This window comes from Chelatococcus composti, from assembly GCF_014201415.1.
Lineage (GTDB): Bacteria > Pseudomonadota > Alphaproteobacteria > Rhizobiales > Beijerinckiaceae > Chelatococcus_A > Chelatococcus_A composti.
Genome location: NZ_JACHEH010000002.1, coordinates 194722 through 220088 on the forward strand (window position 1 = coordinate 194722; position 25367 = coordinate 220088).

Annotated in this window: 25 protein-coding genes; 18 read left to right on the forward strand and 7 right to left on the reverse strand. The window is 69.0% G+C overall.

Translation table 11 applies throughout. From position 1 onward, the window contains the following. Positions 1 to 4: 4 nt before the first annotated feature. The 4 genes from HNQ73_RS04210 to HNQ73_RS04225 form a co-directional block, all read right to left on the reverse strand. Positions 5 to 619 (reverse strand): HAD family hydrolase, encoded by a 615-nt coding sequence (locus HNQ73_RS04210; protein WP_244649869.1) that lies wholly within the window; start codon positions 617 to 619, stop codon positions 5 to 7. Positions 620 to 725: 106 nt separating this feature from the next. Beyond that, positions 726 to 1367, reverse strand: a complete 642-nt coding sequence (locus HNQ73_RS04215; protein WP_183332590.1) for a TadE/TadG family type IV pilus assembly protein — start codon at positions 1365 to 1367, stop codon at positions 726 to 728. Between the two features lie 4 nt (positions 1368 to 1371). Beyond that, positions 1372 to 1953 (reverse strand): TadE/TadG family type IV pilus assembly protein, encoded by a 582-nt coding sequence (locus tag HNQ73_RS04220; RefSeq protein WP_183332592.1) that lies wholly within the window; start codon positions 1951 to 1953, stop codon positions 1372 to 1374. 80 nt (positions 1954 to 2033) lie between these two features. After that, positions 2034 to 2522, reverse strand: coding sequence for a pilus assembly protein N-terminal domain-containing protein (locus HNQ73_RS04225; protein WP_183332594.1), 489 nt, complete (start codon positions 2520 to 2522; stop codon positions 2034 to 2036). 363 nt (positions 2523 to 2885) lie between these two features. On the opposite strand from HNQ73_RS04225, the gene HNQ73_RS04230 reads away from it, so the two are divergent. The 9 genes from HNQ73_RS04230 (at position 2886) to HNQ73_RS04270 (ending at position 11681) form a co-directional block, all read left to right on the forward strand. Further along, positions 2886 to 3071 carry a Flp family type IVb pilin gene (locus tag HNQ73_RS04230; RefSeq protein ID WP_183332596.1) on the forward strand — a complete coding sequence of 62 codons (186 nt, stop codon included), beginning with the start codon at positions 2886 to 2888 and terminating at the stop codon, positions 3069 to 3071. 117 nt (positions 3072 to 3188) lie between these two features. Beyond that, a complete protein-coding gene (locus tag HNQ73_RS04235; protein ID WP_183332597.1) occupies positions 3189 to 3698 on the forward strand; it encodes an A24 family peptidase in 510 nt (169 codons plus the stop codon). A 127-nt stretch (positions 3699 to 3825) separates the two neighbouring features. Next, complete coding sequence (gene cpaB / locus HNQ73_RS04240) at positions 3826 to 4626, forward strand: Flp pilus assembly protein CpaB (RefSeq protein WP_183332600.1); 801 nt, start codon at positions 3826 to 3828, stop codon at positions 4624 to 4626. Positions 4627 to 4641: 15 nt separating this feature from the next. Continuing rightward, positions 4642 to 6144: a type II and III secretion system protein family protein gene (locus tag HNQ73_RS04245; protein ID WP_373284851.1), complete on the forward strand. Its 1503-nt coding sequence runs from the start codon at positions 4642 to 4644 to the stop codon at positions 6142 to 6144. A 31-nt stretch (positions 6145 to 6175) separates the two neighbouring features. Beyond that, positions 6176 to 6898, forward strand: a complete 723-nt coding sequence (locus tag HNQ73_RS04250) for a CpaD family pilus assembly protein (RefSeq protein WP_183332603.1) — start codon at positions 6176 to 6178, stop codon at positions 6896 to 6898. Beyond that, entirely contained in the window at positions 6898 to 8157 is a 1260-nt protein-coding gene (locus HNQ73_RS04255) for a CpaE/TadZ family protein (protein ID WP_183332605.1), read from the forward strand. Before HNQ73_RS04250 ends, HNQ73_RS04255 begins: the two co-directional genes overlap by 1 nt. A 30-nt stretch (positions 8158 to 8187) precedes the next feature. Beyond that, complete coding sequence (locus HNQ73_RS04260; protein ID WP_183332607.1) at positions 8188 to 9666, forward strand: TadA family conjugal transfer-associated ATPase; 1479 nt, start codon at positions 8188 to 8190, stop codon at positions 9664 to 9666. Positions 9667 to 9676: 10 nt separating this feature from the next. Next, entirely contained in the window at positions 9677 to 10690 is a 1014-nt protein-coding gene (locus HNQ73_RS04265) for a type II secretion system F family protein (RefSeq protein WP_183332609.1), read from the forward strand. 16 nt (positions 10691 to 10706) lie between these two features. After that, entirely contained in the window at positions 10707 to 11681 is a 975-nt protein-coding gene (locus HNQ73_RS04270; RefSeq protein WP_373284869.1) for a type II secretion system F family protein, read from the forward strand. Between the two features lie 25 nt (positions 11682 to 11706). Here HNQ73_RS04270 and HNQ73_RS04275 read toward each other — a convergent pair whose 3' ends face one another. Further along, complete coding sequence (locus HNQ73_RS04275) at positions 11707 to 13296, reverse strand: serine hydrolase (protein WP_183332612.1); 1590 nt, start codon at positions 13294 to 13296, stop codon at positions 11707 to 11709. A 161-nt stretch (positions 13297 to 13457) separates the two neighbouring features. Here HNQ73_RS04275 and HNQ73_RS04280 point away from each other — a divergent pair, with 161 nt between their 5' ends. The 5 genes from HNQ73_RS04280 to HNQ73_RS04300 all read left to right on the forward strand — a co-directional run bounded on the left by HNQ73_RS04280 (position 13458) and on the right by HNQ73_RS04300 (position 20191). Continuing rightward, entirely contained in the window at positions 13458 to 14699 is a 1242-nt protein-coding gene (locus HNQ73_RS04280) for an MFS transporter (protein ID WP_183332613.1), read from the forward strand. A 172-nt stretch (positions 14700 to 14871) separates the two neighbouring features. Continuing rightward, the gene (locus HNQ73_RS04285) at positions 14872 to 16458 is read left to right on the forward strand and encodes a peptide ABC transporter substrate-binding protein (protein WP_183332615.1); all 1587 of its coding nucleotides are present in this window, start codon (positions 14872 to 14874) and stop codon (positions 16456 to 16458) included. Between the two features lie 49 nt (positions 16459 to 16507). After that, on the forward strand, positions 16508 to 17428 hold the full coding sequence (locus HNQ73_RS04290) for an ABC transporter permease (RefSeq protein ID WP_183332617.1): 921 nt from the start codon (positions 16508 to 16510) through the stop codon (positions 17426 to 17428). Then, a complete protein-coding gene (locus HNQ73_RS04295) occupies positions 17421 to 18560 on the forward strand; it encodes an ABC transporter permease (RefSeq protein ID WP_183332619.1) in 1140 nt (379 codons plus the stop codon). The genes HNQ73_RS04290 and HNQ73_RS04295 overlap by 8 nt, the downstream gene beginning before the upstream one ends. Next, entirely contained in the window at positions 18560 to 20191 is a 1632-nt protein-coding gene (locus HNQ73_RS04300) for an ABC transporter ATP-binding protein (protein ID WP_183332622.1), read from the forward strand. The genes HNQ73_RS04295 and HNQ73_RS04300 overlap by 1 nt, the downstream gene beginning before the upstream one ends. 1 nt (position 20192) lies before the next feature. Here HNQ73_RS04300 and HNQ73_RS04305 read toward each other — a convergent pair whose 3' ends face one another. Then, entirely contained in the window at positions 20193 to 20954 is a 762-nt protein-coding gene (locus HNQ73_RS04305; protein WP_183332624.1) for a tetratricopeptide repeat protein, read from the reverse strand. 234 nt (positions 20955 to 21188) lie between these two features. Between HNQ73_RS04305 and HNQ73_RS04310 the strand changes: the two genes are divergently transcribed. The 4 genes from HNQ73_RS04310 to HNQ73_RS04325 all read left to right on the forward strand — a co-directional run bounded on the left by HNQ73_RS04310 (position 21189) and on the right by HNQ73_RS04325 (position 24305). After that, positions 21189 to 21785: a helix-turn-helix domain-containing protein gene (locus HNQ73_RS04310; protein WP_183332626.1), complete on the forward strand. Its 597-nt coding sequence runs from the start codon at positions 21189 to 21191 to the stop codon at positions 21783 to 21785. A 4-nt stretch (positions 21786 to 21789) separates the two neighbouring features. Next, positions 21790 to 22347 (forward strand): GNAT family N-acetyltransferase, encoded by a 558-nt coding sequence (locus HNQ73_RS04315; RefSeq protein ID WP_183332628.1) that lies wholly within the window; start codon positions 21790 to 21792, stop codon positions 22345 to 22347. Positions 22348 to 22523: 176 nt separating this feature from the next. Continuing rightward, positions 22524 to 22856: a GNAT family N-acetyltransferase gene (locus tag HNQ73_RS04320; RefSeq protein ID WP_210304932.1), complete on the forward strand. Its 333-nt coding sequence runs from the start codon at positions 22524 to 22526 to the stop codon at positions 22854 to 22856. Positions 22857 to 22907: 51 nt separating this feature from the next. Next, the gene (locus HNQ73_RS04325) at positions 22908 to 24305 is read left to right on the forward strand and encodes a leucyl aminopeptidase family protein (protein WP_183332630.1); all 1398 of its coding nucleotides are present in this window, start codon (positions 22908 to 22910) and stop codon (positions 24303 to 24305) included. Here the strand turns inward: HNQ73_RS04325 and HNQ73_RS04330 are convergent. After that, a complete protein-coding gene (locus tag HNQ73_RS04330) occupies positions 24287 to 25285 on the reverse strand; it encodes a LysR substrate-binding domain-containing protein (RefSeq protein ID WP_183332632.1) in 999 nt (332 codons plus the stop codon). The genes HNQ73_RS04325 and HNQ73_RS04330 overlap by 19 nt on opposite strands. Positions 25286 to 25367 lie beyond the last annotated feature (82 nt).

The following is a 25367-nucleotide window of genomic DNA, read 5'->3' on the forward strand; positions in this document are numbered from 1 at the left end:
CGCCTCAGACCGGCAGGCCCTCGGCCCTGAGGGCCTGCGCCAGGCGGTCTGGAGCGGTGAAATGGTGCGCGGCCATGCCCACGGCACGGGCCGCCGCCACGTTCGCCGGGCTGTCGTCGATGAACAGGCATTGCCCGGCCTCGAGTCCGTAGCGGTCGAGAAGCACGCGATAGATCGCCTCGTCCGGCTTCACCAGTCTCTCGTGCGCTGAAACGACGATGCCGTGGAAGCCGTCGAGGAAGGGGAAGCGCGCCCGCGTCTCGGCGAACTTCTCGGCCGAGAAGTTGGTGATGGCATAGGTCGGCACGCCCGCGGCGCGCAGCGTCTCCAGGATGCGCACCGTGCCCTCGATGGCACCCGGCACCATCTCGTGCCAGCGCCGGTCGTAGGCCTCGATCTCCTCCCGCCACTGCGGGAAGGCCGCCACGCGCTCAGCGATCGCCTCGGCGAAGGAGCGGCCACGGTCCTGCTCGAGGTTCCACTCCGCCGTGCAGACCTCCGCGAGGAAACGCTCGACCCGCTCCTCGTCGCCGTCGAAGATGCGGCGGTAGAGGTGGCGCGGATCCCACGAAATGAGGACATTGCCGACGTCGAAGACGACGGTGGTGATGCGCGTCATGGCTGCAGCCTCGTGATGGACCATGGTGCGATGCAGGCTCCTCGGGATGGCTCGTCGGCCGCAATCTGCGCCACGGCCCCGGCAGGGACAAGCCCGCGCGCCGCCCTCAGCCCACCTTGCAGGTCGACTGGCCGTCGCGCGCCACCTGGGCCACGGACCGGGGACGCATGTAGGTCGTCTCGCTCAGGCGCAGCACGCCGTTGACAAAGGTGTTGCCGAAGACGCCGAGCCTCTCGAAGAGGCCCGTCAGGCCGGTGGAATAGGGATAGGTGATCTGGCCGACGATGACGGACGAGTTGCGGTTCTTGGCAAGATCCTCTGCCGAAGGCGGGAAGGTGAAGACCGAGCCCGGCTTCGGTGCGATGCCGGGCTTGTTGCCGTCGGACCAGCACACCCGCGCCACGCCCTTGCTGTCGATGTAGACGCTGAACAGGACGAGCTCGGCCCCGGCCGGCGAATAGGGCGCCATCACCGCCGATGCCGCCGCGAAGATGTTGTCCTTCTCGCTGTCGCTGATGCGGCTGCGCTGGGCCGCGAGGTCAGCGAGCGCGCGCGAGGCGATGGTCAGCTTGCGGTCAATGCTGATGCCGACCGTCACCACCGCCATGCCGATGTACATGACGAGCATCAGTGGCAGCACCAGCGCGAACTCGACGGCAGCGACGCCGCGCCGGTCGCGCCGGAGGATACCGAGCCGGGCCGTCAGCCAGCGGGCCGAAGCGGGGGAAGTTCTGCCGGGTCGACGCATCGGCTCACGTCCCCTGGCCGACCGGCTGCGGAAACGGCTCGTTGCGGAAAGCCGCCGAGGACATGACCAGCCGGTTGCCGTTGGCAAGGTTGGCGAGGCCGGGATTGAGGATCGGAATGAAAATCGGCACCTCGAGCGCCACGCGTACCACAACGATATCGCCGGCCTGGCCGGGCGAGAAGATGAAGTTGCTCGTATCGATCTCGCCGCGATGGTTGACCGGCAGGGACGTGTCCGCAGCGGCGAAGCCCGAGACTGTGCGCACGTCTATGGCAACGCGGGCGCGGCAGTCCTCGACGCTGACGAGCACGAAGGGCCCCTGCGCACACACGTCTTCCCTGAACCTCTTGAGCTTCTCATCCACCGCGCCGCCGTAACTTTCCGCCTGCACCTGTCCGGTGAGGATGAGACGCGCCGAATTCTGCACCGCCGTCTCGAGCGCCTGTTCGGTGAAGAAGACGAGCGCCGTCTCGATCAGCGTAAACATGAGGGCGACGAACGGGATGACGACGAGGGCGAATTCCACCGCCGTCGCGCCGTCTTCCCCGCGGCGGAAGCGCCGCAGCAGGGATAGGAAGCGGGACACGCCGGCCCCGCTCACAGGACCGCAGGCGCCTTGGTGCCGTCCGATGCGCCGCATTGCACGAAGCCCCCGCCGCCCTGTCACTACTGGCCGGTGGCGAGCTGGTTGCGCTGCTTCATCTGGTCCGCGCGCTCGGTGAAATAGGTCATATCGTCGCCGAGCGTCAGCATGGGCTGGCAGTTCGGCGTGCAGGAGAGCGATTCGCGCGCCGTGCCGCGCAGGACAGTGACCACGGTCGACGCCGGCTCCTCCACCTGGATGAGGGATTCGGCGAGCACGTTGCCGCTTGCGTCGAGCGCGATGAGGTTGGTTGTGCCGAAGCTCTTGCCGGTGACGACGAGGATGCCGTTGCGCTGCATGCTCACGTCCGCAATGGCCGGGTTGCCGACGATGACCGTCTGCGCACCGGCCGGCAGGCGCACGAGCCGCGCCTGGTCGGCCGCGACAGTGACCGTCTCGCCCTTCGTCAGGGCCGGTGCCGGCGAGGCGGCCACGAGACACGCAACGGCCGCGAGCACCGCGGCCAGCCCGCCCCCGCCGCCTGCCGAACCCATGTTCCGGCGCGCTTTCATGCCAACCCCTCACTTCTCCCACGAATATTGCCGTCAACTTGCCGGACATTGGTGAAACATTGCCTAACGCAACATCGCCGCCCGCCGGCAACGCAACGGAACCGAGCCATGCGGCGAAAGAAGCTGCGGCGAAAAGGGGAACGGAGCGGGGCGCGGGCCGCAACTTCTGAATGCCCGGTTACTATTTGTCGACAATCGTAATAACCGGCGCTTAACTACGCCGCACAAGTCATCGCCAGATGCCGCTTTCTGCGATCACTTTAACTTTGCCGAAAGAAGCTGCCGATAACGTCGAGCCAGTTCCGAGCGGTGCAGCGAAATAACCGGCGGACAGTGCAAGAGTGTGATAGCAGGAGTTCATCCATGAAGACGCTGTTTTCCCGTTTCGTCAGCGACGAGTCCGGCGCCACCGCGATCGAATACGGCCTCATCGCCGCTCTCGTCGCGGTCGCGATCATCACCGCGCTCGGCGTGCTCGGCGACGGGCTGACCGACATCTTCGAGGGCGTCGGCAACAAGCTGTCGGCGGAAGCCGCCAAGACTCAGTAAGGGTCGGGCACTGACGGATCGCTTGCAACGGCTCCGCAACGGGCGGAGCCGTTGCAACCGCATTTGGCGGACAGCCACCATCTCGAGACGCCTCAGGACAGCGCAAGGCGGGCCCCGATGACCGACGTCGCCATCCTCACGCTCTTTCCCGCGCTCATGGCCTTCGCCGCGGCGAGCGACATCGCGACGATGACGATCTCAAACAGGGTGAGCCTCGCACTGGTGGCCGGCTTCTTCGTCGTCGCCCTCGCCGCAGGGCTGCCGCTGTCCGTCATCGGCTGGCACGTCGCGGCGGCGGCGCTGGTTCTCGCCATCGGCTTTGGCCTCTTCGCCGCCGGCTGGATCGGCGGAGGTGATGCCAAACTCGCGGCGGCGACCGCGCTGTGGTTCGGCTTCGGCCACCTCATGGCCTATCTCGTGAGCGCATCCTTGCTCGGCGGCCTTCTCACCCTTGTCGTCCTCGGCCTGCGCAAGGTGCCGCTGCCAGCCTTCGCGCTCGGCTGGGGCTGGGCACAGCGCCTGCATGCTGCCAACCGCGGCATCCCCTACGGCGTCGCCCTCGCCGGCGCGGCGCTCCTCATCTATCCGCAGACGGACATCTGGCGGGCCGCGCTCCTCGCCCACTGACAGCAGCCGCCCGGCAACAAATGCCATTCGAACGGTCGGGCATACGTTCTGTTAACCATAATTTGACGATTGGCTGATCAGATTCCCGCCAATGGGGGAGTGACCCTCGTTGGGGTCTCTGATCGATATGAAACCAGCCCGTCTCGTCATTCTCGGCGTCGCGCTCGCCGCCGGCGTGGCTGCAGCCTATCTGGCCGCCGGCCGCAAGCCACCGCCGGCACCGGCGCCAGAGCCGGTTGCTGCCGAGCCCGCGGTCAAGACCGAGGAGGTGCTCGTCGCCGCCGTCGACCTGCCCATGGGCAACAGCATCAAGGCGGACGACCTGCGCTGGCAGGCCTGGCCGGAAGACAGCGTGCCCAAGGGCGTCATCACCCGCGCGGCTGAGCCGGGTGCCATGGAGGCCATCTCCGGTGCCATCGCCCGCACCGCCATCCTGGCCGGCGAGCCCGTGCGGCACGAGCGGCTGATCAAGGCCGACGGCTCGGGCTTCATGTCCGCCATCCTGCCCGCCGGCAAGCGCGCCATCGCCATCAGCATCGACAATCGCGGCGCCTCCTCCGCCGGCGGCTTCATCCTGCCGAATGACCACGTCGACGTCATCCGCACCTGGCGCGACGAGGAGGCCTCCAAGCAGCAGGGTGTCGACGTGACGGTGGCCGAGACCATCCTCACCAACATCCGCGTGCTGGCCATCGGCCAGACGGTGCAGGAGAAGGACGGCGAAAAGGTCGTCACAGGCGAGACGGCGACGCTCGAGGTCGACCCCGCCCAGGCCGAGGTGCTGACGCTCGCGCAGAAGGTGGGGCAGATCTCGCTCGCCCTGCGCTCTCTCGCCGATGCCAACGATACCGGCTCCGCCCCTCCGAGCGACGATGGCCCCCTCACCATCGTGCGCTTCGGCGTGCCGGTGCAGACCCCGAGACGCTGAGTCATGGCGGCCCCGATGCACGATACGACCCACACGGCGGCACCCGAGCCGCGCACCACCATGACGACCCGACATGGAAGCCTGCGACGCCTGCTGCTTGCCGGCCTCGCCGCCGCGACGCTCGTCCTGCCGGCGGCGGCCCTGGCGCAGGGAACGGTGGCCACCCCCGCCCTCGCCGTCGGCGGCGACGAGCACGCCATCGCCCGCCGCATCGAGCTCTCCGTCGGCCGCTCGATCGTCGTCGACCTGCCGCGAGACGCCAAGGAGGTCTTCGTGGCCGATCCCAAGGTGGCGAACGCGGTGGTGCGCTCGACACGCAAGGTCTTCCTCATCGGCGTCTCGGACGGCGCCACCTCCATCTTCGTCATGGACGCCGCCGGCCGGCAGATCGCGGCCTTCGAGATCACGGTGGGCCGTGACCTCAACGTCCTTCGCCAGATGCTCCGCACGGCGCTGCCCAATGCCCGGATTGAGGTGAAGCCCGCCGGCGAGTCCGTGCTCCTCGTCGGCACCGTCGCCAATGCGGGCGAAGCCCAGCAGGCGAGTGACATCGCGGGCGCCTTCCTCGGCAGCGGGAGCGGCAGCAACAGCGGCCAGGATGGCAATGGAGGCGGCGGCGGCCGCGTCATCAACGCGCTGACCATCCGCGGCAAGGATCAGGTGATGCTCCGCGTTACCGTGGCGGAGATCAAGCGCAACGTCATCAAGCAGCTCGGCATCGACACCACCGGCGAATGGCGTCTCGGCGACATGACGCTGGCGGGTGCGATCACCAACGCCTTCGGCCTCGGCAACGAAACTCCCGGGAGCAGCATCAGCGCCAGCGGCGGGGGCAACTCCGCCATCCTGCGCGCGCTCGAGCAGGCGGGAGTCGCCCGCACGCTCGCCGAACCCACCCTGACGGCCGTGTCGGGCGAAACCGCCACCTTCCTCGTTGGCGGCGAGGTGCCGATCCCGACCGGCTACAGCTGCAGCGGGCCGAACACGGGCTGCACCACGACGATCGAGTTCAAGAAGTTCGGTGTCGCGCTCACCTTCACGCCGGTTGTGCAGTCGGAAGCGCGCATGAGCCTGCGCATTGCCACCGAGGTGTCGGAGATCGACAACCAGAACACCTACCGCAGCAACACGCTCATCATCCCGGGCTTCAACGTGCGCCGGTCGGAGACCACGGTCGAGCTGCCCTCCGGCGGCACGCTCGTCACCGCCGGCCTCATCCAGCAGAAGTCACGCCAGGCCATCAACGGCTTTCCCGGCCTGCTCAACATCCCGATCCTCGGCACGCTCTTCCGCTCGCGCGACTACCAGCGCGACGAGAGCGAACTGATGATCGCCGTCACGCCGTACATCGCCAAGCCCATCAGCGCCAATGCCGTCACCCGGCCGGATGCAGGCTTTGCCGACGCGATGGACCCGCAGACCGTCTTCCTCGGTCGCCTCAACCGCGTCTACGGCAAGGGCGGCAACGTCCCGCAGCCCGCTGTGGCGCGCGGCATCTTCGGTTTCATCAATGACTGACGGGCCCAGCCTCACGCGCGGAGACGCCACCATGCCCCGCACCCGCACATCAGCCGTTCCTTCCCTCGCCGCGGCGCTCCTCGCCATGCCGCTCGCCGCCTGCGGGGCAGACCGCTATGTCACCAACGCCACCTACCCGGCGGATTTCCGCGAGCGCCACCCGATCATCCTCGCGGACGCGCCCGAGACGCTCGACGTCTTCGTGACGTCGGCCCACGGCATCGACGCCCGCCAGCGCACCGACATTCTCGCCTACGCCTCCGAATACCGCCGCCACGGCAAGAGCGTCGTCACCGCCTACCTGCCAAACGGCACCGGGCAGGAGCGCGCCCTGCAGGGAGCACTCAAGGCGGTGCGGCAGGTCTTCGCCGAAGCCGGGGTGCCGGCCTCGGCCCTGCGGGTTGCCCGCTACACGCCGACCGAGCCCATGCTCGCAGCGCCGATCCGCCTCAGCTACGCCAGGCTCAGTACCCGCGTCGACAGCAAGTGCGGCACCTGGCCGGAAGACCTCGCCAGCGGCAGCAGCGTCGACGGCTGGAAGAACCGGCCCTACTGGAACCTCGGCTGCGCCTATCAGGCCAATTTCGCCGCCCAGGTGGCCGATCCGCTCGACCTCGCCCGGCCGCGGCCCGAAGGGCCCGTCGACACGATCAAGCGCCTCAACGCGAACCAGAAGCTGCGCGAGGGCAAGGACCCCTCGACGATCTACACGATCGAAGCCACCCAGATCAGTAACGCGGTCGGAGGCAACTGATGGCGAACGCCCACGACCTTGCGCACGAACAGACCGGCGAGCGCCTCATCGCGCCGGTGCCACGCGTCACCATCGAAGCCTTCTGCGAAACGCCGGCCGTCGCCGCGGTGCTCGAGAGCGTCGCCGCCGACCGGCGCCTTGCCCGCGCCCAGACCAAGCTCTCCATGGGCGGCGCCCCGGCCGCGGTCGAAGCCTTCCGCCACGCGCCAACGCCGAACGTCATCATCCTCGAAACGAACAGCGACCGCGAGGCCATCCTCGCCCATCTCGACAGCCTGGCGGAGGTCTGCGACGTGGGCACGAAGGTGCTCGTCGTGGGCCACGTCAATGACGTGCAGCTCTACCGCGAGCTGATGCGCCGCGGCGTCAGCGACTATCTCATCGCCCCGCTGTCGGTCGTCGACACCATCGCCGCGATCTCCGAGCTCTTCACGTCGCCCGGCGCCGAGCCGCTCGGGCGCACCATCGCGGTCATCGGTGCCAAGGGCGGCGTCGGCGCCTCCACCGTGGCGCACAACCTCGGCTGGTCGATCGCCCGCACGGCGCATCTGGCCACCGTCATCGCCGACCTCGACATCGCCTTCGGCACGACCGGCCTCGACTTCAACCAGGACCCGCCGCAGGGCATCGCCGAGGCCGTGTTCTCGCCGGACCGGGTCGACTCCAACCTGGTCGACCGGCTGCTGTCACGCTGCAGCGATAACCTCAGCCTGCTGGCGGCCCCGGCCGTGCTCGACCGCACCTGCGACCTCGACGAGGGCGCCTTCGACCAGCTGCTCGACGTCCTGCGGGCCTCGACCCCGGCCATCGTGCTGGACCTGCCGCATGTCTGGACGGGCTGGCTGCGCCGGGTGCTGACCTCCGCCGACGACGTCGTCATCGTGGCCGAGCCTGATCTCGCCAACCTGCGCAACGCCAAGAACCTGGCCGACCTTCTGCGCCAGACGCGGCCCAACGACCGCAAGCCGCGCCTCATCCTCAACCGGGTGGGCGTGCCCAAGCGGCCCGAAATCGCCACAGCCGACTTCCTCAAGGCGTTCGACGTCGAGTTCGCGGCCACGATCCCCTTCGATGCGCAGCTCTTCGGCACGGCGGCAAACGGAGGCCAGATGCTGTCCGAGGTGCAGCCCTCGGGCAAGATTCCCGCCATTTTCGACGAACTTGCCGCGGCCATCACCGGCCGCGCGGAGCAGCGGCGGGGACGGGCGAGCGCCTTCCTCTCGCCCATCATCGCCCGGTTCGCGCGACGCAAATCGTAACGGCGATACGGAAACGGAACTGATCACGACATGTTCGGCAAGCGGACGAGCCAGAATGGTCCCCTCGGCCGGGCGACACCGGCCCCCCAGCCGGCGGCGCAGCCCGACCCGGCTGAGGCACCGGCACGGTTCGACCCGCCGCCTCCGCCGGCAGCCCCGGCGCCCGCCATCCCGCAGCCGGAACCGGAACCGTCGCGGACGGAAACGCGCCATTCGGAGGAATACTACCAGACGAAGAGCATGATCTTCGGCGCGCTCATCGAGGCGATCGACCTGTCGCAGCTCGTCAAGCTCGACACCGACACGGCGCGCGACGAGATCCGCGACATCGTCACCGAGATCATCGCCCTCAAGAACGTCGTCATGTCCATCGCCGAGCAGGAGGAACTGCTCGAGGACATCTGCAACGACGTGCTCGGCTACGGACCGCTCGAGCCGTTGCTCGCCCGCGACGACATCGCCGACATCATGGTGAACGGCGCCAACAACACGTACATCGAGGTCGGCGGCAAGATCCAGCGCTCCAACGTGCGCTTCCGCGACAACCAGCAGCTGATGAACATCTGCCAGCGCATCGTCAGCCAGGTCGGTCGGCGCGTGGACGAGGCCTCGCCCATCTGCGACGCGCGCCTGCCGGACGGCTCGCGCGTCAACGTCATCGTGCCGCCGCTCGCCATCGACGGGCCGGCACTGACCATCCGCAAGTTCAAGAAGGACAAGCTGACGCTGGACCAGCTCGTCTCCTACGGCTCCATCTCGCCGGAAGGCGCCGAGATCCTGCGCATCATCGGCCGCGTCCGCTGCAACACCATCATCTCGGGGGGCACCGGCTCGGGCAAGACGACGCTGCTCAACTGCCTGACGCGCTACATCGACCACGACGAGCGCATCATCACCTGCGAGGACGCGGCCGAGCTGCAGCTGCAGCAGCCGCACGTGGTGCGCCTGGAGACGCGCCCGCCGAACCTCGAGGGGCAGGGACAGGTCACGATGCGCGACCTGGTGCGCAACTGCCTGCGCATGCGCCCCGAGCGTATCATCGTCGGTGAGGTACGCGGCGCCGAGGCCTTCGACCTGCTGCAGGCCATGAACACCGGCCACGATGGCTCCATGGGCACGCTCCACGCCAACTCGCCGCGCGAGGCGCTGTCACGTCTCGAATCCATGATCAGCATGGGCGGCTTCGCGCTGCCCTCGCGCACCATCCGCGAGATGATCTGCGCCTCGGTCGACGTCATCATCCAGGCCGCGCGCCTGCGCGACGGCTCGCGCCGCATCACCCACATCACCGAGGTCATGGGTATGGAGGGCGATGTCATTATCACGCAGGACGTGCTGACCTACGAGATCATCGGCGAGGACGCGAACGGGCGCCTCATCGGCCAGCACCGCTCGACGGGCATCGGCCGCCCCCGCTTCTGGGAGCGGGCACGCTACTACGGCGAGGAGCAGCACCTCGCCGCCGCGCTCGACGCCCTGGAGCGCAAGAGCGGCGAAGCCCTGGCGTGAGAGCCGCACCATGAACGATGCGCTCCTCGCCCTCCTCGACGCCCTCACACCGGCCAACCTCGCGGTCGCGGTGCTGGCGGCCGTCGCCATCGGCGGCATCGCCTACGTGGTCATCTATCCCTGGCTGTCCGGCGAGAAACGGGTCGAGGAGCGACAGAAGGCTCTCGTCGGCAGCCCCGCGCAGCGGGCAGCCGAGCGCCTCGACGCCGCCACCGCCAACAAGCGCGAGCAGGTGGCCCAGAGCCTCAGGGAGATCGAGGCGCGCGAGAGGCGCCGTAACAGGCTCTCCCTGGAGATGCGCATCACCCAGGCCGGGCTCGACTGGTCCAGGGGCCGCTTCTTCCTCGTCAGCGCCGGGCTCGGCCTCGCCACCGCGCTCCTCTTCCTTGCGCTGACGCACCGGCCCCTCGTGGGCCTCACCGGCCTTTTCGTCGGCTCCCTCGGCGTGCCGCGCTGGCTGCTCTCCCACCTGCGCACCAGGCGCATGAGACGCTTCATCGAGGAGCTGCCGAACGCGCTCGACGTAGTCGTACGCGGCGTGCGCGCCGGCCTGCCGCTGGGCGACTGCCTGAAGATCATCGCCTCCGAGGCCGCCGAGCCCGTGCGCTCCGAGTTCCGCGCCATCGTGGAGGCGCAGGCGCTCGGCCTGTCGGTGGCGGACGCCTGTGCGCGCCTGCCCGAGCGCATGCCCGTGCCAGAGGCCAACTTCTTCGCCATCGTCATTGCCATCCAGCAGAAGGCGGGTGGCAACCTGTCCGAGGCGCTCGCCAACCTGTCGCGCGTGCTGCGCGAGCGCAAGAAGATGAAGGACAAGATCCAGGCGATGAGCATGGAGGCCAAGGCCTCCGCCGCCATCATCGCCTCCCTGCCCTTCGTCGTCGCCATCCTCGTCTACATCACGAGCCCCAGCTACATCGAGCTCCTGTGGCTCAAGGACACCGGCAAGATCGCCCTAGCCCTGTCGGGCGCGTGGATGCTGATCGGGATCATGGTCATGCGCAACATGATCAACTTCGACTTCTGAGGAGGCGCGGGTGGCCATCGTCCAGGCGCTCCTCGACCGGCTGCTCGACAGCCAGTTCATGCTGGCGGCCCTCGCCGCCGTCGCCGCCGCCGGCACGGTGCTGACGCTCGCCCTGCCGCTCGCCGAGCGCAACGCGCTCGACAAGCGCATGAGGGCCGTGGCGCTGGAGCGGGACAAAATCCGCGCCCGCGAGCGCGAGCGCGTGATGAACCGGCAGCGCATCACCCTGCGGCAGCAGCCCAAGGCCTACATGAAGCAGGTGGTCGACCGCTTCAACCTCGACCGCTGGCTGGGCACGGACACCGCCCGGGCGCGACTGACCATGGCCGGCTACCGTGGCCAGCAGGCAGAGATTGCCTTCCTCTTCTTCCGCATGGTGCTGCCCATCGGCCTGTGCCTGATCACGGCCTTCTACGTCTTCGTGCTGCTGAAGCTGCAGCAGCCGCTCGCCATCAAGCTGGGCATCGTCATCTTCGCCGCCTATGCCGGCATCAAGCTGCCGGAACTTTTTGTCTCCAACGCCATCCAGAAACGGCAGGCTTCGATCCGCCGCGCCTGGCCCGACGCGCTCGATCTGCTGCTCATCTGCGTCGAGTCCGGCATGTCGATCGAGCAGGCCTTCCGCAAGGTGGCGCAGGAGATCGGCTCCCAGTCCGTGCCGCTGGCGGAGGAGCTGACGCTCGCGACCGCAGAGCTCTCCTACCTGCCCGACAGGCGCGCCGCCTTCGAGAACCTTGGCAACCGCACGGGGCTCGACGTCGTCCGGAACGTCGCAACCGCGCTGATCCAGGCCGAGCGCTACGGTACCTCTCTCGGCCAGGCCCTGCGCGTCCTGGCGCAGGAGAGCCGCGACCAGCGCATGACCGAGGCCGAGAAGAAGGCGGCCGCCCTGCCGCCAAAGCTCACGGTGCCGATGATCCTCTTCTTCCTGCCGGTGCTCTTCGTCGTCATCATCATCCCGGCACTCATCCAGGTTTTCGACTGGAAGTAGCGGGACGCCCCGCCCAAGCGGGCCGTCAGGGCGCCGGCTCCTCGATGCGCTTCAGGACACCGAGCCCCAGATCGTGGAGATGCTCGAGCGTCACCGCGCTCGCCCTCCCGTCCGGCCCGACCGAGAAGGTCGCGGAGGACATGAGGTCCGGCATCTCAGGGAAGGGGCGATAGGTGAACAGGTCACGGTCGAAATGGCGGAGGGGGACGACCCACTTGCCCTCCGGCCCCAGCCGGATCTGCAGCGTCCCGTCCGCCTCGGCCACCACGGCACGCCCGACATAGGGGTTGGCATAGACGCCGACGTAGGCTGCGGCCGGCAGCGCCGGCTGCGGCGATGCCGGCGGCGTGCCGTAGCGCCTGGCTGCTTCCTCGATGGTTTGCCCGAAGACCTGCTCATAGAGCCGGTCCCACTCCTTCTTCCAGTCGCGGGTGACGTCACCCCTCATCACGAGGTCGAAGAAGCTGTCGGCAAGCGCCTCCGGCGCGCCGGTCGGGAAGGCGTTGGCGAGCACCACGATGCCGAGCTGCTCTCCCGGCAGCAGGCTGACGAGGGTCCGCGCCCCCTCGCTGAACGCGCCGGCATGGCCCCAGACCTCGCCGTAGCGGCCGTATTCGACGTTCCAGCCGAGGCCGTAGAAGGTCAGGCTGCCGGTGATGGGATGCCGGCCAAGCCACATGTGCGGCTGGTGCGTCTGGCCGAGCGCGTGGGCGTCGATGAGCTGCCTGCCGTCGAACTTGCCACTGCCGAGCTGCAACCGCACCCACTGGGCGAGGTCGCGCGCGCTGGAGCTGGCGCCGCCAGCGGGCGACTGGGCATCGGGATCGCGCCTGGACAGCGCCTTCCACCCGCCGCCGTCCCGTACGTGGAGCGTGGCCCGGTTGGGACGCGCGACGAAATCGGCATGACGCGAGCTGGTGGACGCCATGCCGAGCGGCCGGTAGAGCCGCGTCTCGGCCGCATCCTCCCAGCTGAGACCCGCCGCCTTCGCCGCTGCGACGGCGCCCGCCGTGAGGCCGAAGTTGCTGTAGGAATAGCCGGCGCGGAAGCTGCTCGACAGCTCGACCAGCCGCAGCCGGTGGAGAATCGTGTCGCGGTCGTAGCCGAGCCCCTCCAGCTCGTTGCCGGCAGAGCCCGGAAGGCCGCTGCGGTGGCAGAACAGGTCCCGCACCGTCACCTGCGCGGAGGGATAGGCCTCGCGAAGCCGGAAGCCGGGGTCGATGTCGGCGATGCGTGCATCCCAGCTCACCGCGCCTTCGCCGACGAGCGCCGCCACGACGGTCGCGGCGAGCGGCTTCGACAGCGAAGCGAGCTGAAAGACCGTGTCGGCGTCAACAGGCTCGCGGCCAGCCTCGTCCCGGACGCCGAAGCCCTTGAGGAACACGACCTCGTCCCGGTGGACGACAGCGACGGAAAGGCCCGGCACGTCGTCCCTGTCCACGAACTGCCGGGCCATTTCCTCCAGCGGCGGCAGAGCGGCCATCACCCTCTCCCGCGTGGCGTGCTCCACAGTCTGCGCCCGCACGGCGAGCGGCGCACCAGCCAGCAGCACCGCCAGGAGGACGCGCAGGCGGAAGGCGCGACTGCCCCCGGCACGGCCCTTCGCATGGGTCATGATGTTCCCCCCTGTGGCCATTCGGGCCGATTATACATGACGGCGGGCTGCCGCATCGTGACAGGAACCCTATCACGGCAAGGCGGTTCTTCCGGGACGCATTCGCTCCACTTTTTGTCCTTGGAGCCCAGACAGCCGGAGCCGATGCAGGAGCCGCCCCGATGCTCGTCCAGATCGGAACCCTCATCGCCGCGACGAGCCTCGTCCAGCTGGCCAACGGCTTCTTCAACACCTTCCTCTCCCTGCGCCTGACGGTGGAGGACTTCGGCCCGACCGGCACGGGCGTCGTGCTCAGCGCCTATTTCGTCGGCTTCACGGCCGGCGCCGTGGGCTCGGGCCGGCTCATCCAGCGCATTGGTCACATCCGCGCCTATGCCGCCTTCGCCGGCATGGTCGTGGCTGCAACGGCGGCCATGCCGCTCGCCGTCTCGCTGCCGCTCTGGATCATCTGTCGGGCGGCCGTCGGCCTCGGCTGCGTCGGCCTGTTCATCACCACCGAAAGCTGGCTCAACGCCAAGGCCGAAGCGAACCAGCGCGGCCGCGTCTTCTCCGTCTACATGGTCGGTACCTTCACGGCCCTGGCCGCCGGGCAGCTCGTGATCGGACAGTTGCCGATCCAGTCGCCGGCGCCGTTCTCGGTCATCGTCGTGCTCTTCGCCCTCCCGCTCGTCATGGTGACGACGACGCACGCCGAGGCGCCGGGCATGCTGCCGGACGTGACCCTGCGCTACGGCGATCTCACCCGCCAGGCGCCTGTCGCCGTGGCGGGCTGCGTCATCGGCGGCATGATCACCAGCGCCTTCTACGGCCTCGTGCCGGCCTGGATGCTGCGCGAGGGCATCGCCCAGAATACCATCGCGGTCTTCATGCTGGTTGCCGTGCTCGGCGGGCTCGCGCTGCAGATGCCGGTCGGCCGCCTGTCAGACCGCAACGACCGCCGCCTCGTGCTGGCGGGGCTCGCCGCCGGCTTCGCGGTCTCGGCGGTCCTGCTCGCGGTCCTTCCGCGCCATGCGGCCGCCGTCCTGCCCGTCGCCGCCCTGCTCGGCGGCTTCATGTCGACGCTCTATCCAGTCTGCGTTGCCCATGCGCTCGACCGGATGCCGGCCGACCGTGTCGTGGCGGTGAGCGGACGGCTCGTGCTCGTCAGCGGCTTCGGCTCGGCCCTCGGGCCAATGATCGGCTCAGGCGTGATGGCACGGCTCGACATCGACGGGCTCCTCTACTTCATGGCCTCCATTGCGCTCCTGCTCGCCGCAGTGGCCCGCCTGCGCATCGCCTCGCGTCCGCCGCCGGCCGTGCGCGCCGAGCGGCCGTTCGACATCATCGATCCGACCGCCGCTCCCATCTCTCAGGAACCCGAGGCGACCGATCCCGACGGCTCGCCGCGTGCGGCACCGGCCTGAGCGACGGCCCCTGCCGTCTCGGCACGCCACGCCACCCTGCACCTCTGCGCCGCGATTGACGGCACGAGGGGCGAGTGCTTTCCTGCACCCGACATGGTCGCCGCGCCGGAATGTCCTGAAACTACTCAACTTTTAGTCAAATGCCGGCGCATCCGGAAAGCGGGAGGCTGCTGTGAGCCGTATTCGAACGTTCCTCTGCGCCGTCGCCGCGCTGTGCGCGATCTCCGCCGGCGCGCAGGCCGAAACCGTCTATCACCGCGGCAATGCCGGCGACCCGAAGACGCTTGACGCCCACCAGACGTCGATCGACGTCGAAGCCAACATCCTGTGGGATCTCCTCGAGGGCCTCGTCACCTATGACGAGGCCGGCAGGATCGTGCCCGGCGCCGCCGAGAGCTGGACGCTGTCGCCGGACGGCACGGTCTACACCTTCAAACTGCGGGCGAACGGCAAGTGGTCGAACGGCGACCCCGTCAGGGCGTCGGACTTCGTCTTCTCCTTCCGCCGCATCATGGACCCGCAGACGGCGGCGAAGTACGCCTCGCTGCACTACCCCATCAAGAACGCCGAGAAGGTCAACAGGGGCGAGATGAAGCCTGAGGAGCTTGGCGTCAGGGCCGTCGACGACCTGACGGTCGAGATCACGCTGGAGCGGCCGACGCCCTACTTCCTCGAGCTGCTCACCCACCAGACGGCCTTGCCGATGCATCAGGCGAGCGTCGAGCGGTTCGGCAAGGATTTCGTACGGCCCGGCAACTTCGTCTCGAACGGCGCCTACAGCCTCGCCGAGAACGTGCCAGGCGACCACATCAAGCTGGTCAAGAACCCGCATTACTGGGATGCGGCGAACGTCCAAACCGACGTGGTGATGTTCTATCCCACCGAGGACAACGCCGCCGCCGTGCGCCGCTTCATGGCCGGCGAGCTCGACACCAACTACCAGTTTCCCATCGACCAGCTGCCCTTCCTCACGGAAAAGCTGGGCGACCAGGTGAAGACCTCGCCCTATCTCGCCATCGAGTACTACGCCATCAACAACAGGAAGGAGCCCTTCAGCGACCCGCGCGTGCGCCGCGCCCTTGCCATGGCCATCGACCGCGACTTCCTCGCCGAGAAGATCTGGAGCGGCGCGGCCACGCCCGCCTACAGCCTCGTGCCGCCCGGCATCAACGGCTACACGCCGGCCGAGGCCGATTTCGCGGCGATGTCGCAGCTCGACCGCGAGGACGAGGCAAGGAAGCTGATCGAGGAGGCCGGCTACGGCCCCGGCGGCAAGCCGCTCAAGATCGAGATCCGCTACAACACCAACGACGCGCACAAGAAGGTGGCAACGGCCATCGCCGACATGTGGAAGGAGGTGCTCGGCGCCGAGGTGACGCTGCTCAACACCGACATCAAGACCCACTACGCCCACCTGCAGAACCGGGGCGATTTCGACGTGGCACGCGCCGGCTGGGTGGGCGACTATGCCGACGCGCAGAACTTCCTCTACCTCGGCCTCACCGGCAACGCCGTCGGCAACTATGGGCAGTACAGCAACCCGAAGTACGACGAACTCGTGAAGATGTCCGACGCCACGCTCGATCCGGCGGAGCGGGCCAGGATCATGGCCGAGGCGGAGGCTGTCCTGCTCGCCGACATGGGCCTCATTCCCCTTCTCAACCGTTCGTCGCTGCACCTCGTCTCCGACAGGGTGAAGGGATGGGCCCCCAACGTGCGAAACGTGCATCGCAGCCGCTACATCAGCATCGACCGTTGATGCCTCCGGGCCGGCCCCGCCGGGGCCACCCCTCGCACGCGGAAAGTTCATGCTCTCCTACACCCTTCGCCGCCTCCTCGGGGCTGTCCCGACGCTCTTTGTCATCGTCACCGTCGCCTTCTTCCTCGTGCGCTTCGCACCGGGCGGCCCTTTCGACCTCGAGCAGCCGCTCGCGCCGCAGGTGCTTGAGAACCTGCGGCGGGCCTACAGGCTCGACCAGCCGCTCTACCTCCAGTACCTCGACTATCTCGGCAAGCTGGTGCGCGGGGACTTCGGTCCGAGCTACGTCGCCATCGACTTCACGGTGGGAGAGATGCTGCGCCGGGCGCTGCCCTATTCCGTCACACTCGGCCTCAGCGCCCTCGTGCTGGCGATCATCGGCGGCGTCGCGGCCGGCGTGTTCGCGGCCCTGCGCCAGAACAGTGCCGCCGACTATTCCGTCATGACGGTGGCGACAGTCGGCGTTACGGTGCCCAACTTCGTGGTAGCCCCTGTTCTCCAGCTCGTCTTCGGCCTCATGCTCGGGCTCCTGCCCCTCGGCGGCTGGGGCGACGGCGACCTCGCCCACCTGGTGATGCCCACGGTGGCGCTCGCCCTGCCACAGATGGCGGTGATTGCCCGCCTCACCCGCTCGTCCATGATCGAGGCGCTGCGCGCCGACCACATCCGCACGCTGAGGGCCTGCGGCCTGCCCGGCCATGTCGTTGTCCGCCATGCCCTCAAGGGCGCGCTGTTGCCGGTGATCTCCTATCTCGGACCGGCCGCCGCCGCCCTCGTCACCGGCTCCGTGGTCATCGAAAAGATCTTCGCCATCCCCGGCGTCGGGGCCTACTTCGTCGAGGGCGCCCTCAACCGGGACTACACGCTCGTCATGGGCACGGTGGTGACGCTGGCGGGCTTCGTCGTCGTCTTCAACCTCCTCGTCGACCTCGCCTACGCGGCGCTCGACCCGCGGGTGCGCTATGACTGACGGCTCCCTCATTCCCGAAACCGCCGAAGCACTGCACGCCCCCGCCGGCCGCAGCCTCTTCTCGCTCGCCGTGCGGCGCCTGCTGCGCAACCGCGCGGCCGTTGCGGGCGGCATCATCCTCGCCCTCGTCACCGTCTTCTGCGTCGTCGGGCCGTGGCTGTCACCCCACCCCTACGACCGGGTCTATCGTTCCTATGTCGGGGTGCCGCCGAGCCTCGAGCGCTATCCGAAGGAATCCGCCCTCGCCGGCGCCATGGCGGAGGCGCTGCAGCGGGCGCGCCTCGCCATGGCCGATTTCCAGGTGGACGGGGACCACTTCAGCGTCACTCTCCGCTCCGACAAACCGATCGACCCGCGCAGCACGCGCTACATCGACCGGCTCGACGAATTCTCCGATACGCGCGTGGTCGCGACCCGCGATGACGGCCGCGCGCTCGTCGTGGAGGGCCACGTCAACCGCCAGCTCTTCCTGATGGGGACCGACCGCAGCGGCCGGGACCTGATGACGCGCATCATGGTCGGCGGCCGCATCTCCCTTCTCGTCGGCCTTCTCGCCACCGTCGTCAGCCTCGTCATCGGCGTCGCCTATGGCGCCGTGGCAGGCTTCGCCGGCGGGCGCATCGACGACCTCATGATGCGTTTCGTCGACGTGCTCTATTCCCTGCCCTTCGTCTTCTTCGTCATCCTGCTCGTGGTCTATTTCGGCCGCGACTTCGTCCTCATCTTCGTCGCCATCGGCACCGTCGAATGGCTCGACATGGCGCGCATCGTGCGTGGCCAGACCCTGGCGCTGAAACGCCGCGAGTTCGTGCAGGCGGCGGAAGCCCTCGGCGTCGGCACGGCCGGCATCCTGCGGCGGCACATCGTGCCGAACCTCCTCGGGCCCGTCGTTGTCTTCGTGACGCTGATGGTGCCGAAGATCATCCTGCTCGAGAGCTTCCTCTCCTTCCTCGGCCTCGGGGTGCAGGCCCCGCTGACGAGCTGGGGCGTGCTCATCTCGGAAGGCGCGGCCAACATCCAGAGCGCGCCCTATCTCATCATCTTCCCGTCCGTCTTCTTCGTCGCCACGCTGTTCGCCCTCAACTTCATCGGCGACGGCTTGCGCGACGCGCTCGACCCGAGGGACCGCTGATGGCCGACCCCGTGCTCAGCCTGCGCGGCCTTTCCGTCCGCTTCGACACCGAGACCGGCCCGGTGGAGGCCGTGAAGGGCGTCGACCTCGACGTCCACGCCGGCGAGACGGTGGCCATCGTCGGCGAATCCGGCTCCGGCAAGAGCCAGACGATGATGGCGGTGATGGGCCTTCTGGCCCGCAACGGCCGCGCCGAAGGCTCCGTGCGCTATCGCGGCGAGGAGATCCTGGGCCTCGAACCAAGCGCGCTCAACCGCTACCGCGGGCGCAAGATCAGCATGATCTTCCAGGAGCCGATGACCTCGCTCGACCCGCTCTACCGGGTCGGCGACCAGATCGCGGAACCGCTGATGCGCCATGCGGGACTCTCCCGCGCGGCGGCCCTGCGGCGCGCCGCCGAGCTGCTCGACCTCGTCCACATCCCCGATCCGCAGCGGCGCCTCTCGTCCTACCCACACGAGCTGTCCGGCGGCCAGCGCCAGCGCGTGATGATCGCCATGGCGCTCGCCAACGATCCCGACATCCTCATCGCCGACGAGCCGACCACGGCGCTCGATGTCACGGTGCAGGCGCGCATCCTCGCACTCCTGTCCGAGCTCAAGCAACGGCTCGGCATGGCCATCGTCTTCATCACCCACGACCTTGGCATTGTACGCCGCTTCGCCGACCGGACCTATGTCATGAAGGGCGGCGAGGTGGTGGAAAGCGGGCCGACGCAGACGCTCTTCGACCGTCCGCGGCACGACTACACGCGCATGCTGATCGACGCCGAGCCAACCGGCCGCAAACAGCCGCCACCGCCCGGCAGCCCGACGGTGCTCACGGCAGAGAATGTGCAGGTCGTCTTCGCGCAGCGGGAGGGCCTATTCGGCCGGCGGCGGCACGAGCTGCGCGCCGTCGACGGCGTCGACCTCACGGTGCGCCGTGGCGAGACCATCGGCATCGTCGGGGAATCGGGCTCCGGCAAGTCGACACTCGGCCGCGCCCTGCTGCGCCTCGTGCCGGCGGCCGGCATCGTGCGCTACGAGGACCGCGCGCTGATGCCGCTCGACCGGGCGGCGATGCGGCCGCTGCGCCGCCACATGCAGCTCGTCTTCCAAGATCCCTTCGGCTCGCTGTCGCCGCGCCTCACCGCGGGTGAGATCGTCACCGAGGGCCTGCTCGTGCACGAGCCCGGCCTGACACGCGCCGAGCGCGACCGCCGCGCCGCCGCTGCCTTCGAGGAGGTGTGGCTCGACCCGGCCACCCGCCACCGCTTCCCGCACGAGTTCTCGGGCGGGCAGCGCCAGCGCATCGCCATCGCGCGCGCCATGATCCTCAAGCCGGCGCTCGTTGTTCTGGACGAACCGACCTCGGCCCTCGACCGCTCGGTGCAGAAGAGCATCGTCGAACTCCTGCGCCACCTGCAGCAGAAGCACGGCCTCGCCTATGTCTTCATCAGCCACGACCTTGCCGTGGTGCGGGCGCTTGCGGACGAGATCATGGTGATGAAGTCGGGCAAGGTGGTCGAGCGCGGCCCGGTCGCGGCGATCTTCGACAATCCGCGCGAGGCCTACACGCGCGAGCTGATCGCCGCCGCGTTCCTCGGCGATCACCGGTCAACCTTTCGGCCGGCGCCCGTGTCGCGCTGATTCAGGCGCGACGGCCGGTGGTCTGCCTGAGATAGGCCATATAGGCGGCCACCTCGGACGGCGGCAGGCTCTGGGACAGGACCTGCTCGGCCTCCGCCAGCTTGCCCTGCAGCGCCAGCACGAGCGCAAGGTTCTGCTTCACGCGCGCATCGGCCCGGGGATGCGCCGCCGCCTCGCGCAGCACGCGCTCGGCCTCGGCCGGCTGCTTCGACAGGGCATAAGACAGGCCGAGGTTGGACAGGACGCTCGGCTCCCCCGGCACGATCTTGAGGGCGGTGAGATAGAAGCGCTGGGCGACCGCGTGGTCACCGAGCTGGTCAGCCACCGTGCCCTGCGCCGACAGCACGCGCCAGTCAGGCTTGTCGGGCGTATGGGCGCGGGCCAGCACCCCCTCCGCCTCCTTGAAGCGCCCGACATCGATGAGCGCCTTGCCGTAGGCGGCAAGAACCTCCTGGTCCTTGGGGTTGTGCAGCGCCGCCTGTTGCAGCACGGCTGCTGCCTGCGCGCGCTGGTCGAGTGCGCGCAGCGCCCGCGCATAGTTGAGGGCGGCCTGCTTGTCGGTGGGGCGCGCCTCGTAGTGTTTGCCCCACTCCTGCGCGGCGGCGCGCCACTCGGCCTCCCCGCGGGCGGCCGTCGCCTGCGTCTGCGGCTCGGTCTTGCGCGAGCCGATGAGCCCGATCGAGCCGGTGACGTCGCCGCTCGACAGGCAGCCGCCGAGCGACAGCGCCAGAGCCGAAACTGCCGCGGCACGCCAGAAAACCATGGATGCCCCACGCCGCGCGAACGGCCTGCACGATTGAGCCGCCATGATTGCCCCCGATACTGATTGCGCATCGTGCGCCCGACGCCGTTGATAGATCGTTAACCCTAACGAGGCGTTAACGGCGGCCCGGCGAGGAGGGGCGGCAGCAGCATGGAAGGTCGCTGCCCGATATGCGGGCGAGCCTGCCGATTCTTCGGGCTTTCCCATTCCAACATATGAGACGATAATTCTCTTATGTTGGATAATGCACCATCGGACGAAGACATGGCGAGGGCGCTCGGGCGCCGGCTCAAGGCGCTGCGCCAGAAGGCCGGGCTGACGCTCGATGCGCTCGCGGAGGAGACAGGCATCAGCCGCGCTATGATCTCGCGCATCGAGCGCGGCGAGTCGAACCCCACTGCCGTGCTGCTCGGCCGGCTCTGCGCCGGGCTCGGTGTCAGCCTCGCCTCGCTCTTCGCGCGCGAGACGCCCGTGGCGAGCCCGGTGCAGAGGGCCGACGAGCAGCCCGTGTGGCAGGACCCGGAGACCGGCTACGTCCGGCGCGCCGTCTCGCCTCCCGGCACCGGCTCGCCTGTCGAGATCGTCGACGTGACCTTGCCGCCGGGCGCGCGCGTCGCCTTCGACCACCCCTGGCTGTCGCGCGGCATCGACCAGCACGTCTGGGTGCTCGACGGCACGCTGGAGAAGACCGTCGGCGACGAGGTCTTCCTGCTCCATACGGGCGACTGCCTGCACATGCGGCTCGACCGCCCCAACGTCTACCGCAATCCGGGCACGCGGCCGGTGCGCTACGCCGTCGTGCTCGCCCCCGTCGACCCGCGCAAGGGCTGAGACCATGAACGACACTGCTCCCATCGCCGAAGGGCACGCCGCCGCATCCGTCGTCGTTCGCCCGCTGACGGCCGGCGAGGCGACCGCACGCCTGGAAGAGCTCGCCGCCGTCCTGGTCGATGCCGTGGCCCACGGCGCCTCCGTCAACTTCCTCGCGGGGCTCACCGCCCAGGAGGCCGCCGCCTTCTGGCGCAGCCAGCTGCCCGGCTTTGCCGACGGCGGGCGCGTGCTGCTCGTCGCGGAGGAGGCGGGGTGCATCGTCGGCACCGTCATCCTCACCTATGCCCACCAGCCCAACGCGCCGCACCGGGGCGAGATCACCAAGATGCTGGTGCTGGCGAGCCACCGCCGGCGCGGCATCGGCAGGCGCCTGCTCGCGGCGGCGGAGGAGACGGCACGGGCTGCCGGGCGCACGCTCCTCCTGCTCGACACACAGACGGGCAGTGCCGGCGAGGCGCTCTACCGCGCGTGCGGCTGGCAGGAGTTCGGCGTCGTGCCGGGGCACGCGCTCACGACCGACGGCACGCCGGCGCCGACGACCTTCTTCTACAAGACGCTCTGAGCCATGACGACCATCCGGCCCGCCCGCGAAGCGGACGTTCCCGCCATTCTCGCCCTGCACAACCACCACATCCTCAACAGCCTCGCCATCTGGCGACACGAGCCCGCCAGTCTCGACGAGCGGCTCGGCTGGTTCCGCGAGCGCACGCAGCGGGGCTTCCGGTCCTCGTCGCGGAGGTGGCCTCGTCCGAGGGCGCTGCGCAATTTGCGGGCTTCGCCACCTACGGCCCTTTCCGCACCGGCGCCGGCTACGACCTCACTGTCGAGAACTCCATCTACGTCTGCGACGCCTTCCAGCATCGCGGCATCGCGTCCACACTGATGGAGGCGCTGATCGCCGAAGCCCGCCGCGACGGGCGCGCCGTGATGGTGGCGGCCATCGGCCTGCCGAACGAGCCTTCCTGCGCCCTCCACGCCCGTTTCGGCTTCCGCGAGGTCGGCACACTCCGGGGCATCGGCCGCAAGTTCGGCCGTTCGCTCGATCTGCTCCTGATGCAGAAGGATCTGTGACCGGGCAACGCGCCCGTGCTATCGACGGGTCAGGTTCATCGAGGAGGACCCGTGACCGTGCACGCGCTCGTCGCCGCCATCGACACCCCTTCCATCGCCATTCACCTCGTGCAGCCGGACGGCTGGCCCGGCGTTCGCGACAGCCTGCCGGCGAGTGCCCGCGCCTTCGCCGAGGCGCACGGCTTCGAGCCGAAGCCGGGGCGCTGTCTCGCCCTTCCCGACGCGAAGGGGACCATCGCGGCCGTGCTCTTCGGCATCGACCCCGCCGACAGCCCCCGGGCCAATCCCTTCCTGCCCGGCAAGCTGCCGGGACTCCTGCCCGACGGGACCTATCACTTCGCCACGCTGCCGCCTGGCAGCGCCGAGACGGCCACCCTCGCCTTTCTGCTCGGCACCTACCGGTTCGAACGCTACTGCGAGCCGAAGGAGGGCGGCTGCCGCATCGTGCTGCCGGACGGCGTGGACGGCGACGAACTGGCGCGGATCGTCGAGGCGGTGACGCTCGGCCGCGACCTCATCAACACGCCAGCCAACGACCTCGGCCCGGACGGCATCGAGGAGGCGATCAGGGCGCTCGGCACGCGCTTCGGCGCCGGGGTGCGCACGATCGTCGGCGACGAGCTCCTGGCACATAACCTGCCGATGATCCACGCGGTCGGCCGCGCCTCGGCGGTGCCGCCGCGCCTCATCGATCTCACCTGGGGCGCGGCCGATGCGCCAAAGGTCACCCTCGTCGGCAAGGGCGTCGCCTTCGACACCGGCGGGCTCGACATCAAGCCCTCGAGCGCCATGCTGCTGATGAAGAAGGACATGGGCGGGGCGGCGGCGGCCATCGCCCTTGCGCAGATGATCATGGACGCGCGACTGCCCGTGCGCCTGCGTCTCCTCGTTCCGGCGGTCGAGAACGCCGTTTCCGGCGCCTCCTTCCGCCCCGGCGACATCCTTCGCAGCCGCAAGGGCATCACGGTCGAGATCGGCAACACCGATGCCGAGGGCCGGCTCATTCTCGCCGACGCGCTGGCCCTCGCGGACGAAGAGGCACCCGAGCTGCTCATCGACTTTGCCACGCTTACCGGCGCCGCGCGCGTTGCCCTCGGCCCGGACCTGCCGCCGCTCTTTACCCGCGACGACAGCCTGGCCAGCGAACTGCAGCGCCTCGGCCTCGCGGTCTGGGATCCGCTGTGGCGCCTGCCCCTGTGGGGCACCTACGATTCCATGCTGGAGTCGAAGGTCGCGCAGGTGAACAACGTCTCGAGCGGCGGCTTCGCCGGCGCCATCACCGCCGCGCTCTTCCTGCAGCGCTTCGTCGAGAAGGCGGCGGCCTATGCCCATCTCGACATCTATGCCTGGAATCCCTCGACCAAGCCCGGACGGCCCGAGGGTGGTGAGGTGCAGGGCGCGCGGGCACTCTACGCCTATCTCAAGGGACGTTACGGCTCACCCGCCTGATCCGCGCCGGCGCGGGCGTGGCGCCTGAGGCTCTCGACGACACGCTCGGCCGCTCGCGACAGCGGGCGGTCGGTCAGCGTGATGATGCCGACGGCCCCCAGGTCGAGCGACAGATCCACCGGCAGGACGGCGAGGAAACCGCGCTCGATCCACGGCGCCACCGTGTTGCGCGGCAGGATGGCGAGAAAGTCGCCCGTCAGCAGCAGGTTGATGGTGATGTCGACGGAGTCGGTCTCGATGGCCTGCACGGGCGAAGGCAGGCCGGCCCGCCGCAGCCTGTCCTCGAAGCGAGCGTGCAGCACGCTGCCCGGCGGATGCACCACCCACGGCTCGTCCATGAGATGGGCGAGCTCGAGGTCGCCAGGCGCGCCCTGCGCCCGCACGGCGATGGGGTGATCGGCCCGGCAGACCACCACCTGCCGCTCGTCGACGAGAAACTCGAACGACAGGTCGTGCCGCTCGCTCGACACCGGGATGCGGCCGACGACAAGGTCGAGCCGCCGCTCGCGCAGGGCCGCAAGCAGCGTTCCGCTGGTGCCGAGGACGAGCGACAGGGCGACTGGATCGCTCGCGCGGTGCAATGACACCGCCGTGGCGCTGATGAGACCCGGCACCGCACCGACGATGGAGCCGAGGCGCACGCGACCGCCGCGACCGCTGGCGATGGCCGCCAACTCCTCCCCCGCCGCCGACAGCTCGGCCATGACATTGCCGGCGCGGCGCAGCAGCGCCTCTCCGGCCGCAGTCGGCCGCAGGCCGCGCGGCAGGCGCTCGAAGAGGCTTGTGCCGACCGCTTCCTCCACCTGGGCGAGCAGCTTGGAGGCCGCCGGCTGGCTGATATGCACCGCCTCCGCGGCGCGATGCAGGTTGGCATGCTCACCGATGGCGACGAGAAGCTGCAGCTGGCGCAGCTTGAGCCGCCGCACGGCCGCCTCCAGCGCCGGCGGCGCTGCCGTCCTCGCCCGCTCCTCCATCGGCATCGTGATATCCGATTTTATATCAATTGATCGCATAAAGCGATTAGGCGGTTATCGTTCTTTCGTCTAGAGCCATTCTGAGGAG